Source organism: Hymenobacter lutimineralis, assembly GCF_008271285.1.
Taxonomy (GTDB): domain Bacteria; phylum Bacteroidota; class Bacteroidia; order Cytophagales; family Hymenobacteraceae; genus Hymenobacter; species Hymenobacter lutimineralis.
Window position 1 is genome coordinate 1 of the sequence record NZ_VTHL01000005.1, and the last position, 12,823, is coordinate 12,823.

11 protein-coding genes are annotated in these 12,823 nt (G+C 59.2%); 6 read left to right on the forward strand and 5 right to left on the reverse strand.

What is annotated here, in order from left to right; genetic code table 11:
* Positions 1 to 652 precede the first annotated feature (652 nt).
* Positions 653 to 2,320 carry an energy-dependent translational throttle protein EttA gene (gene ettA / locus FY528_RS06485; protein ID WP_149070187.1) on the reverse strand — a complete coding sequence of 556 codons (1,668 nt, stop codon included), beginning with the start codon at positions 2,318 to 2,320 and terminating at the stop codon, positions 653 to 655.
* A gap of 329 nt (positions 2,321 to 2,649) precedes the next feature.
* Between ettA and FY528_RS06490 the strand changes: the two genes are divergently transcribed.
* From FY528_RS06490 to FY528_RS06500, 3 genes are all read left to right on the forward strand, one after another.
* Positions 2,650 to 3,966, forward strand: a complete 1,317-nt coding sequence (locus FY528_RS06490) for a DUF349 domain-containing protein (RefSeq protein WP_149070188.1) — start codon at positions 2,650 to 2,652, stop codon at positions 3,964 to 3,966.
* 120 nt (positions 3,967 to 4,086) lie between these two features.
* On the forward strand, positions 4,087 to 4,308 hold the full coding sequence (locus FY528_RS06495) for a DUF2795 domain-containing protein (RefSeq protein WP_019948259.1): 222 nt from the start codon (positions 4,087 to 4,089) through the stop codon (positions 4,306 to 4,308).
* Positions 4,309 to 4,385: 77 nt separating this feature from the next.
* Positions 4,386 to 5,129, forward strand: coding sequence for an ABC transporter ATP-binding protein (locus FY528_RS06500; protein WP_149070189.1), 744 nt, complete (start codon positions 4,386 to 4,388; stop codon positions 5,127 to 5,129).
* 22 nt (positions 5,130 to 5,151) lie between these two features.
* On the opposite strand, the gene FY528_RS06505 is transcribed toward FY528_RS06500, so the two are convergent.
* The 3 genes from FY528_RS06505 to FY528_RS06515 form a co-directional block, all read right to left on the reverse strand.
* On the reverse strand, positions 5,152 to 6,345 hold the full coding sequence (locus FY528_RS06505; RefSeq protein ID WP_187632030.1) for a lycopene cyclase family protein: 1,194 nt from the start codon (positions 6,343 to 6,345) through the stop codon (positions 5,152 to 5,154).
* 191 nt (positions 6,346 to 6,536) lie between these two features.
* Entirely contained in the window at positions 6,537 to 7,400 is an 864-nt protein-coding gene (locus FY528_RS06510) for an LOG family protein (RefSeq protein ID WP_149070191.1), read from the reverse strand.
* A 231-nt stretch (positions 7,401 to 7,631) separates the two neighbouring features.
* Positions 7,632 to 8,894, reverse strand: a complete 1,263-nt coding sequence (locus FY528_RS06515; protein ID WP_149070192.1) for an ABC transporter permease — start codon at positions 8,892 to 8,894, stop codon at positions 7,632 to 7,634.
* A 187-nt stretch (positions 8,895 to 9,081) separates the two neighbouring features.
* On the opposite strand from FY528_RS06515, the gene queA reads away from it, so the two are divergent.
* The 3 genes from queA (at position 9,082) to FY528_RS06530 (ending at position 11,836) form a co-directional block, all read left to right on the forward strand.
* The gene (gene queA / locus FY528_RS06520; RefSeq protein WP_149070193.1) at positions 9,082 to 10,131 is read left to right on the forward strand and encodes a tRNA preQ1(34) S-adenosylmethionine ribosyltransferase-isomerase QueA; all 1,050 of its coding nucleotides are present in this window, start codon (positions 9,082 to 9,084) and stop codon (positions 10,129 to 10,131) included.
* A 124-nt stretch (positions 10,132 to 10,255) separates the two neighbouring features.
* Positions 10,256 to 10,981 (forward strand): 2-C-methyl-D-erythritol 4-phosphate cytidylyltransferase, encoded by a 726-nt coding sequence (locus FY528_RS06525; RefSeq protein ID WP_149070194.1) that lies wholly within the window; start codon positions 10,256 to 10,258, stop codon positions 10,979 to 10,981.
* A gap of 54 nt (positions 10,982 to 11,035) precedes the next feature.
* On the forward strand, positions 11,036 to 11,836 hold the full coding sequence (locus tag FY528_RS06530) for an enoyl-CoA hydratase-related protein (protein ID WP_149070195.1): 801 nt from the start codon (positions 11,036 to 11,038) through the stop codon (positions 11,834 to 11,836).
* Positions 11,837 to 11,910: 74 nt separating this feature from the next.
* On the opposite strand, the gene FY528_RS06535 is transcribed toward FY528_RS06530, so the two are convergent.
* Positions 11,911 to 12,759, reverse strand: a complete 849-nt coding sequence (locus FY528_RS06535) for a hypothetical protein (protein WP_149070196.1) — start codon at positions 12,757 to 12,759, stop codon at positions 11,911 to 11,913.
* Between the last annotated feature and the right edge of the window lie 64 nt (positions 12,760 to 12,823).

Here is a 12,823-nt window from a genome sequence, read left to right on the forward strand (position 1 = left end):
TCCGGCCACACAGTTCGTTACAGAATTTAACGCCCGATCAGGCAATGGCGGCCGCCGCTACTGTCGAGCTTCAAACCGCCTGATGCTCTACTTCTAGCCGGTCCAGCAATTGGGAGGAGGTCAAACCGCCTGATGCTCTACTTCTAGCCGGTCCAGCAATTGGGAGGAGGTCAGCTGGCTTGGGGGGCACGTTGGCTTTGGCCCTGGATTGGCAGTGTCGGATAAAGTGCGTCCTCGGCTGATGGCAGGAGGTGGGCTAGTGCTAGGTAGAAGTCATAAGTTTCTGCTGGATTTTGGCGTAGCATGTGGTTATGTTGACCGGCTCAGCCAAGCCTACGCTGTAAGCGGCCCCTTTTATGCAAAGCCAGAAAAGACTACGGTTTCTCAGTTTTCAACAGGAAAGTATTTCTCGCTACACTACATCTTCTTTCAACCATAAAAGATACCATACTTGCTTCTACTTCCTCGGTACGTCAATATCGTTTAGCAACTTGCAACAGGGACTATATCCTGCCTTCAGAAGCCAATGCAACTATTTAAACCTTGCAATGCTGCTTCAGCTTTGCAACGACGTGGTGTTGCTTAGCTAGGATAAATTGAAACGCGCCGCCGGAAACAATTCCGGCGGCGCGTTTCAATTTACACGATGCGCTTAATTCAAGCTCCGGTACCGCACGCGCTTAGGCTCTACGTCACCTAACCGCTTCTTCTTGGCTTCCTCATAGTCGGAGAAGTTGCCCTCGAACCAGACCACCTGCGAGTCGCCCTCGAAGGCCAGGATGTGGGTGGCCAGGCGGTCGAGGAACCACCGGTCGTGGCTGATGATGACGGCGCAGCCGGCAAAGTTCTCCAGCGCGTCTTCCAGGGCCCGGATGGCATTCACGTCCAGGTCGTTGGTGGGTTCGTCGAGCAGGAGCAGGTTGGCGCCCTGCTTGAGGGTGGTAGCCAGGTGCACCCGGTTCCGCTCCCCGCCCGAGAGCGAGCCGACTTTCTTTTCCTGGTCGCCGCCGCGGAAGTTGAAGTTGCTCACAAAGGCCCGGGAGTTTACTTGGCGGCCGGCCAGCAGCATGGTTTCGGTGCCGCCCGAAATGGTTTCAAACACCGACTTGTTGGGCTCCAGCGTGTCATGCTGCTGGTCTACGTAGGCCGTTTGTACCGTGGGGCCCACCACGAAGGTGCCCGCGTCGGGCTCCAGCTGGCCGGTGATGAGGCGGAACAAGGTGGTTTTGCCGGCGCCGTTCGGCCCGATGATGCCCACAATGCCGCCCTGCGGCAGATTAAACGACAGGTTTTCGAACAGCAGCTTGTCGCCAAACGATTTGGTGAGGCCCTCGGCTTCAATCACCTGCGCCCCCAGGCGCGGGCCGTCGGGGATGAACAGCTCCAGCTTCTGCTCCTTCTCGCGGGCATCCTCGTTCACCATCTTGTCGTAGCCGGCGAGGCGGGCCTTGCTCTTAGCCTGGCGGGCCTTGGGGGCCATGCGCACCCATTCCAGCTCGCGCTGCAGGGTTTTCTGGCGCTTGCTCTCGGTTTTCTCTTCCTGGGCCAGGCGCGAGGCCTTCTGCTCCAGCCAGGACGAATAGTTGCCCTTCCACGGAATACCCTCGCCGCGGTCCAGCTCCAGAATCCAGCCCGCCACGTTGTCGAGGAAGTACCGGTCGTGCGTCACGGCAATGACGGTGCCTTTATACTGCTGCAGGTGCTGCTCCAGCCACAGCACGCTCTCGGCGTCGAGGTGGTTGGTGGGTTCGTCGAGCAGGAGCACATCGGGCTCCTGGAGCAGGAGGCGGCAGAGGGCCACGCGGCGCTTTTCCCCGCCCGAGAGGTTGCCGATGAGGGCATCGGGGGCGGGGGTGCGCAGGGCATCCATGGCGCGCTCCAGCTTGGAGTCCAGGTTCCAGGCATCGAGCTGGTCGAGGCGCTCTTGCACGGTACCCTGGCGCTCCAGCAGCTTGTCGAAGTCGGCATCTTCGGCCCCGAAGGCCTCGTTGATTTCGTCGAACTCCTTAAGCAGGGCCACGGTTTCGGCGGTGCCTTCCTGCACCACTTCCAGCACCGTTTTGGTGGCGTCGAGCTGGGGCTCCTGCTCCAGGTAGCCCACCGAGTAGCCCGGCGACCATACCACCTCGCCCTGAAACTGCTTGTCCACCCCGGCAATAATCTTCAGCAGGGAGGACTTACCCGAGCCGTTGAGGCCGAGCACGCCGATTTTGGCCCCGTAGAAAAACGAGAGGTAGATGTTTTTGAGAACCTGTTTCTGGGGCGGGTACACCTTGGTGACCCCGGCCATGGAGAAAATGATGGTGGGCTGGTCGGACATAGCGAAAGAAGAACAAAAAGCATGGACCTTGCGGCGGGTCGTTGCAACGATTAGCTGGCTGAAATGCGTCTCTGGTAGCGGCAGCCGGCGGCCGGGGGCATAACCGCCGGCCCACCGGGCGCGTAGCAGAGGCAGGAGCTACCAGCCGAGACTACCGGGTCCGCGGGCCCGGTAGCTCAAAGGTAGGCAGGCCCCGGCGGCTTTCCCAGACCGGCTACTGCCAGGCTTGCGCACCGACTTTGCGCGGCAAGCCGTAAACTTGTAGTACTTTTTGCCCTGAACTCCCGAACACCCACCTATACGCCCGCGCGCTATTTCAGTCCCCCTTTATGGAATCACAAGAGTACCTGTTGGCCGAAGCACGTCGCTACGGTTACGTTGAAGGCGAGGAAGTGTGGCTGCGCCCCTTTATGCAGCTCCCGGCCCGACGCGTAGGCCAGGTAAAAGAGTCGGCCGACGCTTCGCTGGTCTACTTTGCACAGCGCTTTGAGTTGTTTCGGAGCAAGGTGGAAGACCTGCTTCAGAAAATAGAGGAAGCCGAAAACAAAGGCTCCTTCCTGATGAAGGCCCAGCACCTGAAAGAGCAGGTAGCCAGCTACGATGCCCTCGGCGACTTTGAGACCCTGCACCGCCGCCTCACCGAGGCCGAGGAAGGCGTGAAGGTGACCGTGAACCGCAACCGCGAGAAAAACCTGGCCACCAAAATCAACCTGATTCAGGAAGCCGGGGAGCTGAAAAACACCGTGGACTGGGCCGGTGCCAGCGAGAAGGTGAAGGAGCTGCGCCAGATCTGGATCAAGACCGGGCCGGTGGAAAAGCAGCACACCGAAGAGCTGGAAACCCGGTTCCAGGCGGCGGTTGATTCTTTCTTTGCTGCCCGCAAGCAGTTCCAGGCCGAGAAGAAGGCCATGGTCAACCGCGTGTACGACAAGTACAAGGAGCTGATTCACAAGTCGGAAGCCCTGCAGAACTCCAACGACTTCGAGGAAACGACCCGCAAGCTCAAGCAGCTGCAGCAGGAGTGGAAAGAAGTGCAAGGCTCCCTGCCGCGCAAGCAGGCCAACGACCTGTGGACGCGCTTCCGGGCCGCCCACAACCACTTCTTCGAGCGCCTAAAGGTGCACATCAACACCCGCCGCCCCGAAGCAGCCACCGGCGCCCTGAGCGGCAGCGCCGAAGACAACCTGGCCCGCAAGCGCGCCCTGGTAGCCGAAGCCACGGCCCTGCTGGACCAGCCCATGGCCCAGGCCGTGACGCGGGCCAAGGAGCTGCAGGCTGCCTGGAAACAAGTAGGCCCGGTGCGGGGCGAGGAGTCGGACCGTGTGTGGGAGCAGTTCCTGGCCGCCTGCGACAAGGTGTTTGAGCTCAGCGCCCTGGAGCACTTCGTGCGCAAGCGCCAGGCCAGCGGCCTCGACGTGAGCACGCCCGAAGAGCAGTACAATGTGCGGGTCCAGGCCCTGCGCGACTTCATCAAGTCGGACAAGCAGGAGCAGGAAGTGCTGGAGCAAAACCTCGACAAGCTGAGCAACGCCCCCGGCAACGACGCCTTCCGCACGATGTTGCAGGGTAAAATCCGCACCTTCCAGCGAAAAATCCGCACCAAGACTGAGTTAATTGAACTGTTGCGGCAGCGCTTGGTTGCATAGTCCAACTTTGCACGTTATTTTACGTTGTCGTCGTTAAGCAGCAAAAACCCCTACCTTCCGTTAGGAAGCTGCTTACGAACTTCTTCTTTTGCCAACCCTTTTTTTGTAGCACACACGACTATGTATTGGACGCTGGAACTGGCTTCATATCTGGAAGACGCACCCTGGCCCGCCACCAAGGACGAATTGATTGACTACTCTATCCGCTCGGGAGCCCCGATGGAAGTGGTAGAAAACCTGCAGGCGCTGGAGGACGACGGTCAACCGTATGAGAATATCGAAGAAGTCTGGCCTGACTATCCGACGAAAGAAGACTTCATGTTCAACGAAGACGAATACTAGAAATAAGAGTTTAGAACTAAGAGCTTAGACCTTAGACCATCTGGTCGAAGGTGCTTTTATCCTAATTCTCAGTTCTGATGTCTAAGCTCTCAGTTCTACAGATTGAAAATCTGGTTGCGGGGTATGAACAGCGTGTTCTGCTCCGCAACCTTTTTTTGTGCCTGCCCGAGCCGGCCTTCGTGGCCGTTATCGGCCACAACGGCTGCGGCAAAACCACGCTCTTTCGCGTGCTCACCGGCCAGCTACCGTACCAGGGTACCGTGCAGCTGGCGGGCCACGACCTGCGTACCCTGCGGCGCCCGGCGGCTACGGGGCTGCTTGCTCACCTGCCCCAGCGCAATGTGGTGGGCTTTTCGATTGCGGTGCGCGAGCTGGTAGTGATGGGGCGCTACCGCCACCACCGTTTCCTGGGTGGCTACTCCGCTCACGACTATGCCCTGGCCGCTGAAGCCCTAGCAGGCGTAGGCGCTGGTCACCTCGCCCACCGCGACTTTACTCTGCTCTCCGGCGGAGAGCAGCAGCTGGTATGGCTGGCCCAGCTGAGTTTGCAGGATGCCGATGTGTACCTGCTCGACGAGCCCACCCAGCAGCTTGACGTGTACTACCGGCGAAGGGTATTTTCCCTCCTGCATCGCTGGGTGGTGGAACAGCAGAAAACCATTCTCTGCATCACCCACGACCTGGATAACCTCGCGGCTCTGTCGGGTTACGTGCTGAACCTGTCGCGGCCCGTGCCTTCGCTACAGGTGTTGTCGGCGGCTGTGGTGGAGGCAGAGCGGGCGTTTCTGGAAAGCGAAGAAAGCCTCGCGGCACACGGGTGAAGGAGTGTCTTCTACCCTCAACTCATCTTTGCCCCGGCCGGCCCCGCACCACGTGCCAGATAGAGCGCAGAAAGGGCCAGGGCGTTACCGAATTCATGATCTGAAAGTTTTCCCAGGCGGACGTGCGCTCATCCAGAAAACGAAAAATCCGCTCGACGGGGTTGCGCTGAAACAGCTCGGTGAAAATGGCGCGGGTTTGCTCGCCCTGCCGCTGCATGATGTCGAGCAGCAAGGTATCAAACATATGAAACTGCCACTGGTCGCCGGTTGGGTCGCGCGGAGGTTGGCCCGTAGCAACAAGCCCCTCTACTAACCGCGTCGAGTGCGCCTGAATGCGCTGAAAAGCATACCCTGTGCTGGGTTTGGCCCGCCCCGCCCGCGTACCCAAGTTGATGATATGCGGCCCATCCCGTGCTGGCAGCGGGTGGTCGGTCATCGGTATGGCCCCTATTTCTACGGCCTCAATGCGGAATTCCGTAACGCCCAGCGTATCGCGTAGATAATTCCGAAGGGCTTCTTCGTATTCAGCCTTGGGTAGCGGCGCGGCCGAAAACAGCGTGTACTCCACCAAGGCCCGGCGGGGACTAAACGGCAGCACGTACATGAACCGAGCCTCTTGGCGCTGCTCGCCGCGAAAGTCCATAAACTCCACCGTTGCCGGGTCGAACACGTCTTGCTCCGTTTCCACTTCCCAGCCCACAAAGTGCTGTAGCAGGTAGCGGTACCTTTCTGGTTGTTTCTGCTGCGCTAGGTTAGGAGGCCGGCTGTCGAAGGCGTAGCGGGCGGTGAATGTGCCCAGGGCAGTGGTGGCCCGGGCCCCATCCGGCGTGTTTTCTAGGTGCTCTACGGTAGTCTGCAGGCGGGTAAACTGGGAATTGCCAGCTAAGGCCGCTTGCACAAACTGGTAGAAATCCAGCCCCCGAATCATCTTATAGCGGTAGTTCTGCAGAGGAAAAACCTGCTCGAAGCCCGGACTGCGAAACGCCAGCTGTTCCCACTCGTGCGCCACAATTCCATCAAACAAGGTAGGCGCATCGGCCCAGAACGACCAGGTCCGGTCATTCTGGCTTTTGGCCTCGGGCTCGAGCAATAGCACGCGCTTATCGGCCAGGGCCGGGGCCTGGCTGATGTGGTAGGCCAGGCTCAGGCCCGCCGCGCCGCCGCCTACAATGAGGTAGTCATACTCACGGCTTGGCTCTGTTTTATTGGATTGCACGGATTCCAGGGACAGTTCGTTGAGCGAAGCTACACGACAGCATGATACAGCCCGCAGGATTAACAATTCTTATATCAAACTGTCTCAGCAGTTGTAAACAAAAAAGCCGCTTCCTGGGAGGCGGCTTTTTGACGTTAGCTAGGCTGTTGAGGATACCACGTGTAGCAAGATGGCCTGCAGCCAAAGCAACCCTAGAAGTTCGGCGAGAGCAGGTACTTGCTGTAGAAGTCGTCGATGATTTTTACGGCCGACTCAGCATCGTCCACAATCTGCACCAGCTCCATGTCTTCGGGCGAGATGTTGTGCTCCTCGTGCAGCATCACTTCCTCAATCCACTTAAATAGGCCATTCCAGTAAGCCGAGCCCACCAACACGATGGGGAAACGACCAATTTTCTTGGTTTGAATGAGCGTAATGGCTTCAAACAGCTCGTCGAGGGTGCCGAAGCCGCCAGGCATGCCTACAAAGCCCTGGGCGTACTTGATGAACATCACCTTGCGCACGAAGAAGTAGTCGAAGTTGATGATCTTGTCGGGGTCGATGTAGATGTTGTTGAACTGCTCGAAGGGCAGCTCAATGTTGAGCCCCACCGACTTGCCACCCTCGGAGTGAGCCCCCTTGTTGCCGGCTTCCATGATGCCGGGGCCACCGCCCGTAATCACGCCGTAACCGTGGCGCACCAACTTGGCCGCAATTTCTTCGGCCATCTGGTAGTAGGGGTTTTCGGGCTTGGTGCGGGCCGAGCCGAAAATAGATACGCAGGGCCCGATCTTGGTCAGCTTCTCGAAGCCTTCCACGAACTCGGCCATTACTTTAAAGATCTGCCAGGAGTCTGCAATCTTGATTTCATTCCAGTCTTTATCAACAAACGCCTTTCGGATGCGCTGCTCGTCGTCGACCTGCACCGTGCGCTTGCCGTGGGTTTGCTCCCGGATATCACTGATGGTTTTAACCTTGTTGTCGTTGACGTTGGGCTGCACAATGGTCTGGCCACTGCCGGCATTCAGCACCTGGTCAGCTATTTTGGTTCTGCTGGTTTTTTTGAGCTTCGCCATAGGAGCTACAAAGGGGAAATAAGGTGCCGGCTGCCACCGGCCAACGGCTCGGAACGGCAGGGGGGAAATGGCCGGCACCCGGTAAATGGAAAAAGAAAAAGGCAAAAAAAAGCCGCCTCACGGAAGGAAGGCGACCAAAAGTAGCGACCCGCAAGTTAACAGTTTGTTAACATCACGCTAGCACAATCATCAAATTATTACGCTGGCCCGGCCACGTACCAGGCCAGCCAATTACTTCGAGCGGATGGCAATAACGGGGTCGAGGTTGGAGGCCAGCACCGCCGGAATAATACCCGCCAGCACCCCGATTACTACCGACACGGTGAGGCCCAGCGCGATGTTGCCCGCCGAGAGGAAGATAGGCATGGCGTCCTGCGGAATCAGCGTAATGAGGTACACCAGCAGAATACCGGCGCCCCCGCCGAGCAGGCACAGGAATATGGCCTCAAACAGAAACTGGAACAGTACGAAGTAATTCTTGGCCCCCAGGGACTTCTGAATGCCGATGATGTTGGTGCGCTCCTTTACCGACACGAACATGATGTTGGCAATGCCGAAGCCCCCCACCAGGATGGCAAACGAGCCGATAACGGCCCCGGCCACCCCGATGATGGAGAACAGCTGGGAAATGGCATTGGCCAGCATTTCGGGGCGGTTCAGGGCAAAGTTGTCTTCTTCGCGGGGTTTCAGCCCCCGGATGGTGCGCATAGCCCCCTGGATTTCCGACTCCAGGTTCAGCATGCCGGGGTCGGTGTCAACGCCTTTCACGCCGATGGTGGCCTGGGCCCCACCCGAGTTACCGATGCTTAGGGCAAATATTTTCGTAAACGCTGAGAGCGGAACCAGGCAGTTGGTGTCGTTGCTGGGCGTGTCCAGCAGCTTTTTGCCTTCCTTCTGCATCACCCCAATGATGTTGAACTTCTGCCCGTGGGTGCGGAACTCCTTGCCCAGGGCCGAGCCGTTGGGGTACAGGTTGTGGGCAATATCGTACCCCACCACGGCCACGTTGCGCGCCGCATCCATTTCCTGCGCCGTAAAGTAGCGCCCTTCCTGCACGGGCACATCCGACACCAGACGGTAATCGAAGGTGACGCCCTGCAGGGCAATGCTTTCCACGCTGTTGTTGCCGGCCTTGAGCGTATTGCCACCCCGGGCCGCAAACAGGGCCACGCCCCGCTGGTTTTCCGTCGACAGCATCCGCTGCAGCTCCCGAAACTCCTGAACGGACGGATTGGGCCGGTTGAAGTACTTCCACCAGGGGTAGTCGCCACCAAACGCCCAGGGCCACTTCTGCACGTAAATCACCTTGTCGCCCACAAAGCTCATGCTCTGCCGCACGTTGGCCTCCAGCGAATCGACGACGGCAAACACGGCAATGATGGCGAAGATGCCCACCGTGACGCCCAGCAACGACAGCACCGTACGCAGCAGGTTGGCGCGAAGGGCTTGCCAAGCAAACCGGAAACTTTCAAATGTCAGACGTATGGTTTTCATAGCAGGCGTGTGGCGGGGGTGCAGAACGAAATGGGCGGTGCTGGACAACAGAATATAACTTCTCCGCTTTGCCCCTACTCCATTTCAGCGTTTTCGGGCGGAAAGTAACGATTTATCCAGCCATTGTGTGTACTTTCGCACCCTCAAATTTTTCGTTAGGTTCCCCTCCTATTGCCCTTTTTGGCCCATGAAACTGTCCGAGTTCAAGTTTGACCTGCCTGAGGCCCTCGTGGCCCAGCATCCTACCAAAAACCGCGACGAATCGCGCCTCATGGTGCTCCACCGCAGCACGGGCAAAATCGAGCACCGGGTATTCAAAGATATCATTGAATATTTTGAGGATGGCGACGTGATGGTCGTGAATGACACCAAGGTTTTTCCGGCCCGCCTCTACGGCAACAAGGAAAAGACCGGGGCACAAATTGAAGTATTCCTGTTGCGGGAGCTTAACAAGGAAATTCACCTGTGGGACGTACTCGTTGACCCCGCCCGTAAAATCCGGGTGGGCAACAAGCTGTACTTCGGCGAGTCGGACATGGTAGCGGAGGTAATCGACAACACCACGTCCCGCGGCCGCACCATCAAGTTCCTGTTCGATGGCTCCGACGAAGAGTTCTACAAGGCTCTGCACGACCTAGGCGAGACGCCCATTCCCAAGGAGTTCATTTTGCGGGATACGGAAGCCGCCGACAAGGAGCGGTACCAGACCATCTATGCCAAGAACACCGGCGCCGTAGCGGCCCCTTCGGCTGGCCTGCACTTCACCCGCGAGGTGATGAAGCGCCTCGAAATCAAGGGGGTAGACATGGCCCCGGTAACCCTGCACGTGGGCCTGGGTACGTTCCGGCCCGTGGACGTGGAAGACCTGACCAAGCACAAGATGGACTCGGAGAACTTTGTGGTGCCAGCCGGTACGGCCACCATCGTGAACCGGGCCCTCGACAACAAAAAGCGGGTCTGCGCCATCGGCACCACCTCTATGCGTGCCATGGAGTCGTCGGTGTCGGCCAATGCGCGCCTGAAGCCCACGGAAGGGTGGACCGACCGGTTTATCTTCCCTCCGTATGATTTCAAGATTGCCAACTGCCTGCTCACCAACTTCCACACGCCGGAAAGCACGCTCATGATGATGTCGGCCGCCTTCGCGGGCTACGACTTCCTCATTGAGGCCTACAAGCTGGCCATCAAGGAAAAATACCGCTTCTTCAGCTACGGCGACGCCATGCTGATTTTGTAGTAGGGGACTTAGCTGTAGGTTTTACTTGGCTTACTGATTACGCCGGATGCTCTTTCATTAGCGCATCCGGCGTTTTTTATTGCCCTATCATTACACGAACCTTCCTTCAGTCTTCCCGCCCGGTATGAATGACCCCAAGACCACAAGATCCCAAGATTCCAAGCCTCCGAGATATGCCATCCTGGTGGCGGGCGGCAGCGGTACGCGCATGGGGGCCAGCCAGCCCAAGCAGTTTCTGAACTTGCTGGGGGAACCGGTGCTGCTGCACACCCTGCGGCGCTTCTCGGAGCACGCGCTGGGCATCCAGCAGTGCGTGCTGGTGCTGCCGCAGGACCAGTTTACCACCTGGCACCAGCTCTGCGCCCAGCACCAGGTGCAGATTCCGCACACCATCGTGGCCGGGGGAGCTACCCGCTGGGCCTCGGTGCGCAATGGGCTGGCCCACCTGACGGGGCAGCCGGCCGGCGTGGTAGCGGTACACGATGGAGTGCGCCCCCTCACGCCCCGCTCGGTTATTGAAGCTACATTTCAGGCTGCCCACAACCACGGAGCCGCTGTGGCCGCCGTAGTGCCCAAAGACTCGGTGCGAGGCCTGAACCAGCAGGGTTCCTATGCCCTGAACCGGGCCCGACTGCGCCTGGTCCAGACGCCTCAGTGCTTTGACCTGGAGCTGCTCCAGCGCGCCTACCAGCTGCCCGAGCTAACGACTTTCACCGACGACGCCAGCGTGGTGGAAGACCTACATCCCATCTACTTGGTGGAGGGCGACTACCGCAACCTGAAAATCACGACGCCGGAGGACCTGCTGGTGGCGGAGGCCATTCTGCGGGCCGAGCAGCCGACGGAGTAGCGGCGGGTTTAAGCTATTCGGCGTATTTTGCCGGCTCCACACTCTTTCCTACCCATGCCCGACACCCTGCCCACGTATACCTGCCTGCTCTACGACGTCCGTCCCGACGGCGTGGCCACCATCACCCTAAACCGCCCCGATGTCTTTAACGCCTTCAACGACCCGCAGAGCTATGAGCTGCAGGATGCGCTTAAGCAAGTGGCCCGCGATGCGCGCGTGCGGGCGGTGGTGCTGACTGGGGCCGGCCGGGCCTTCTGCTCGGGTCAGGATCTGAAAAGTGCGACCAGCGGCGAAAAACGCTCGTTTTACGACTCGCTGCACAAGCGCTACAACCCCATCATTCGGGCCATGCGGGCCCTGCCGAAGCCCATCATTTGCCGCCTCAACGGCGTGGCCGCCGGCGCCGGCTGCTCCCTGGCCCTGGCCTGCGACGCCATTGTCGCTTCGGCTGAAGCTTCCCTGATTGAGGTGTTCATCAATATCGGCCTAGTGCCCGACTCCGGATCTTCGTACTTCCTGCCGCGGCTGGTTGGCTCGCTGAAAGCGTTTGAGCTCTGCGCCCTGGGCTCCAAAGTCCCAGCCGATGAAGCCTTGCGTTTGGGCCTCGTAAACCAGGTAGTGCCGGCCGACCAGTTGGATGAGGCGGCTTACGGCCTGGCCGCCCGCTACGCCTCGGCTCCTACCAAATCCATTGGCCTCATCAAGCAGATGCTGAATAAATCGGGAGCCGCTACCCTGGATCAGATGCTGGACTACGAGGCTTTGTGCCAGCAGATTGCCGGCGAATCGGAGGACTACCAGGAAGGGGTGCGGGCGTTTGCCGAAAAGCGCAAGCCCGCTTTCAAGGGCCAGTAGTCCTAAAGCTTCAACCAAACAAAAAAGGCTCCTGCGGGAGCCTTTTTTGTGGGTAAATGCACGCGGTATGGTGCTTAGGGCAGTGTAATCACGCGGGTCTGGCCGTTGACGGTTACGCTGGCCTGGTTGTCGCAGGTGGCAGTACCAGCCGGGTCGTAGTTTAGTAGCAGCTCCTTTCCCTTGCTGTTGGTGATGCGCACGGTGCCGGCCACAAAGTGACGGGCGCAGCCTTCGGCAAATGATTTCATCAGGGGCTGCTCTATAGTGGCCGTGTAACTCACGCCCTTCCGGTTGGTGCCAGTGGCGGTGCCGGTAACAGAGTAGGCATCATCGCGCAGGGCGCGGGTGCCGAAGCCAGCCGTGCGGGTATACGTGCGCTGCGAAGTCCACTGAGCGGTGCCTTCCGGCGTGATGATGCTGGCGCCCTGCACATCCAGGGAGTAGGAGCCCTGGCCTAAATTGGTGTACAGCCGTGTGCCAGTGTGCTGCCGGTCGTTTACGTAGTAATCAACCAGCGTAACCGTGATGGTGCCACCTGCCTGGCGCAGCTGGGGGCTGAACACGGCCACGATTTTTCCGCGGCGCAGGCGGCCGTTGGGGCCGGCGCAGTTCACCGAGCCAAAGTCGAGGGTGAGGGTGCGGGTAGCGGGGTCGTAGGTGCGGGTAAGGCAGTTGCCGGCTACGCGGGCCAGGTCGCCGGCTTCCGCCTCGGTGCCGGTGGCACTGGCGGCAGTTTCCGGGGCCGCAGCATTTACCAAATTCAGCAAATCGGCGGCGCTTTCTTCGGCGGCTCCCTGGTCTTCGGCCGAAACGGTACTTTCCAGCGGCGCCGCCTGGTCGCTGTCTTTGGCGCAACTGGCCGTAAGGAGGAGTGCAGCGGCGAAGGCCGAGAAACGAGCGGCGCGGAGCGTAAGCAGTTTCATAAACAAAAGGTTAGGAGTGAGGAACTTTTTTCGGCCTTTGGAATGACACCAGGCGAGTTGGTTT

Coding starts and splice junctions, on each gene's coding strand:
- FY528_RS06490 (WP_149070188.1), top strand. CDS start 2,650: ATGGAATCACAAGAGTACCTGTTGGCCGAAGCACGTCGCTACGGTTAC.
- queA (WP_149070193.1), top strand. CDS start 9,082: ATGAAACTGTCCGAGTTCAAGTTTGACCTGCCTGAGGCCCTCGTGGCC.
- FY528_RS06525 (WP_149070194.1), top strand. CDS start 10,256: ATGAATGACCCCAAGACCACAAGATCCCAAGATTCCAAGCCTCCGAGA.
- FY528_RS06535 (WP_149070196.1), bottom strand. CDS start 12,759: ATGAAACTGCTTACGCTCCGCGCCGCTCGTTTCTCGGCCTTCGCCGCT.
- FY528_RS06530 (WP_149070195.1), top strand. CDS start 11,036: ATGCCCGACACCCTGCCCACGTATACCTGCCTGCTCTACGACGTCCGT.
- FY528_RS06510 (WP_149070191.1), bottom strand. CDS start 7,400: ATGGCGAAGCTCAAAAAAACCAGCAGAACCAAAATAGCTGACCAGGTG.
- FY528_RS06515 (WP_149070192.1), bottom strand. CDS start 8,894: ATGAAAACCATACGTCTGACATTTGAAAGTTTCCGGTTTGCTTGGCAA.
- FY528_RS06500 (WP_149070189.1), top strand. CDS start 4,386: ATGTCTAAGCTCTCAGTTCTACAGATTGAAAATCTGGTTGCGGGGTAT.
- FY528_RS06495 (WP_019948259.1), top strand. CDS start 4,087: ATGTATTGGACGCTGGAACTGGCTTCATATCTGGAAGACGCACCCTGG.
- ettA (WP_149070187.1), bottom strand. CDS start 2,320: ATGTCCGACCAGCCCACCATCATTTTCTCCATGGCCGGGGTCACCAAG.